Below are 3,089 nucleotides of genomic sequence, written 5' to 3' on the forward strand. Positions count from 1 at the left end.
CTGCCGCGCACCCTGCACGTCGAGGAGCCGTCCTCGCACGTGGACTGGGAGGCGGGCGCGGTGCGTCTGCTGACCGAGGAGCGGGCCTGGCCGCGTGGGCAGCGGCCGCGCCGGGCCGGTGTGTCGTCCTTCGGCATCAGCGGTACCAACGCCCACGTCGTCATCGAAGAACCCCCCGCCGCGCGTCGGACACCGCCGGCTCCGTCGCGTGACGAGCTGCCGGTCGTGCCGTGGGTGGTGTCGGCGCGGAGCGAGGACGCACTGCGGGCCCAGCTGGACCGGCTGGCGTCCGTCGACGCGCATCCCCTGGACGTCGGCCTGTCGCTGGCGACCACCCGGGCGGCACTGGAACACCGATCGGTCCTGCTCGGGCGCGACCAGGACACCCTGCGCGCCCGGCTCGCCGAGCCCGCGATCAGCGGATCGGTCATCGAAGGCCGTACGGCGTGGATGTTCACGGGACAGGGCAGTCAGCGGCCCGGGATGGGCCGGGAGCTGTACGAGACGTATCCCGTCTTCGCCGCGGCACTGGACGAGGTGTGCGGACTGCTCGACACGGAGCTGGGCTTCGAACACCCCCTGAAGGACGTGTTGTTCGGGGCGGGCAACGCCGGGTCGTCGGGCAACACCGACGCGGCGGACACCGCCCGGTCGCTGGACGACACCGGTTGCGCGCAGTCGGCCCTGTTCGCCGTGCAGGTGGCGCTGGTGGCGCTGTTGCGGTCGTGGGGGACGGCTCCGGATGTGGTGCTGGGCCACTCCGTCGGCGAGTTCGCCGCCGCCCACGCCGCCGGTGTCCTCGACCTGCCCGATGCGGTACGCCTCGTCGCCGCCCGCGCCCGCCTCATGCGGGCACTGCCCGCGGGCGGGGCCATGGCCGCCATCGAGGCCGGTGAGACGGAGGCGACCGACTGGCTCCCGGACGGCGCCGTGGTCGCCGCGGTCAACGGGCCGACGTCGGTGGTGGTTTCGGGTACCGGGGAAGCCGTCGAGGCAGTGCTGGAGCGGGCGCGCGGGGAAGGCCGCCGCACGACGCGGCTGCGGGTCTCGCACGCCTTCCACTCGCCCCTGATGGAACCCGTCCTCGCGGAGTTCACCGAGGTCGCCTCGCAGGTGACCTACCGGCAGCCGCAGACGACCGCTGTCAGCTCCGTGACCGGCGAGGCCCTGGGGCCGGACGACTGGACGACACCGGGCTACTGGGCCGAGCAGATCGTGCGCCCCGTCCGCTTCCACGACGCCCTCACCGCAGCCGGCGCGCAGGGGGCCACCCGCTTCCTGGAGATCGGCCCGGATCCCGTCCTGACCGCGATGGCCACGGACGCACCGGCCGCCGCGGCCACCCTCCGCGCGGACCGGCCGGAACCGGAAACCCTGCTCACGGCCGTGGCCGAACTCTTCGTCCGCGGCGCGCGCGTCGACTGGGCGGCCGTGTTCGCCGGCACGGGCGCGCGGGAGGTGCCGCTGCCGACGTACGCCTTCCAGCGGCAGCGCTACTGGCTCGACGCACCGCGCGCCGCCGTGGACGCCGGCGGTCTCGGCCTCGGCGCGGCGGAACACCCGCTGCTGGGGGCCGCCGTGCCCGTCGCGGGATCCGAGGCGGTGCTGCTGACCGCGAGACTGTCCGTGGCCGACCACCCGTGGCTGGCGGACCACGTCGTGGCGGGTTCGGTGCTCGTGCCGGGCACGGCACTGCTGGAACTGGCCCTGGCCGCCGCCGATCGCGTCGGCTGCGACCGCGTCGACGAGCTCACCCTCCGCGCACCTCTCGTGCTCCCCGAGACGGGGGCCGTCCAGATACAGCTCGGCATCGAGGCGCCCGATGCCTCCGGCCGGCGACCGCTCAACGTGTACGGCCGCGCCGAGACGACGACCGCCGACGAGCAGCCCTGGACGCTGCATGCGGCGGGTGTGCTGGCGCCTTCTGCGGCGCAGGCGCAGGTGTCGGCGCAGGTGTCGGCGCAGGGGTCGGTGTCGGGGTCGGACGGGGATCTGCGGGTGTGGCCTCCGGAGGGGGCCGAGCGGGTCGGACTGGAGGGTCTGTACGAGCGGTTGGGGGCGGCGGGGCTGTCGTACGGTCCGGCGTTCCGGGGGCTGCGGGGGGTGTGGCGGTCCGGGGACGAGTGGTTCGTGGAGGCCGTGCTGCCGGAGTCGGTGGCGGGTGGTGCCGAGGGTTTCGGTGTGCATCCGGCGTTGCTGGACTCGGTGCTGCATGTGCTGGGGTTGGGGGAGTGGGACGGTTCGGGGGCGTTGCTGCCGTTCCTGTGGTCGGGGGTGGAGCTCTCGGCGGTGGGGGCCGCTGAGGTGCGTGTGCGGGTGTCGCGGCAGGGTGAGGACGCCGTCGCGCTGCGCGTGGCCGACGCCACCGGAGAACCCGTCGCGCAGGCCGAGTCGCTGGTCCTCCGACCGCTCGCGAACACCGCAGACACGGCCTCCGCGGCAGTGGTGCGCCACAGCCTCCTCCGTCTCGACTGGGTACCGCTGCCCGACGTCGCCCCCGGCTCCACCGAGGCGTGGGCCGTACTCGGCGACCTTCCGGCGTCCCTGGAAGGCCGGGCCCGGCACTATGCCGACCTGACCGCCCTCACGGCCGCGCTGGACGCCGAGGACGGTATCGGAATCCCCGACACCGTGATCGTTCCCGTCCGGAACACCGCCGCCGGACGTCCGGTGACCGACACGACCGCCGCGGCCCTCGCGCTGGTGCAGGACTGGCTCGGCGAAGCCCGGTTGGACGGCGCACGGCTGGTGTTCGTCACGTCGGGCGCGGTCGGGACCGAGGTCACAGACCTCGCCGGTGCGGCGGTCTGGGGCCTGGTGCGTTCCGCCGCGAGCGAGCATCCGGGGCGCTTCGGCCTCGCGGACCTCGACGGTTCGACGGAGTCGTACGACGCGCTCGCCGGCTGCGCCGGCCACCACGGCGAACTGCTCATCCGCGAGGGCCGGGTCCGCATCCCGCGGCTCGTACGGACCGTGACCGACGATGTTCTGCTCCCGCCGGCCGGTGTGGGTGACGGGTGGCGGATGGATGTCGTCGCCGGGGGCCGGCTGGACGGTGTGGCGCTGGTGCCGGAGGCGCCGCGGCCGCT

At 74.6% G+C, this 3,089-nt stretch carries 1 protein-coding gene; it reads left to right on the plus strand.

Annotated elements, in window-relative coordinates; translation table 11 throughout:
- Positions 1-3,089 (plus strand): acyltransferase domain-containing protein (locus tag ACZ56B_RS32685; protein WP_468798678.1); only part of this gene is annotated, 3,089 nt, incomplete at both ends.

This window comes from Streptomyces sp. NPDC034670, from assembly GCF_055574875.1.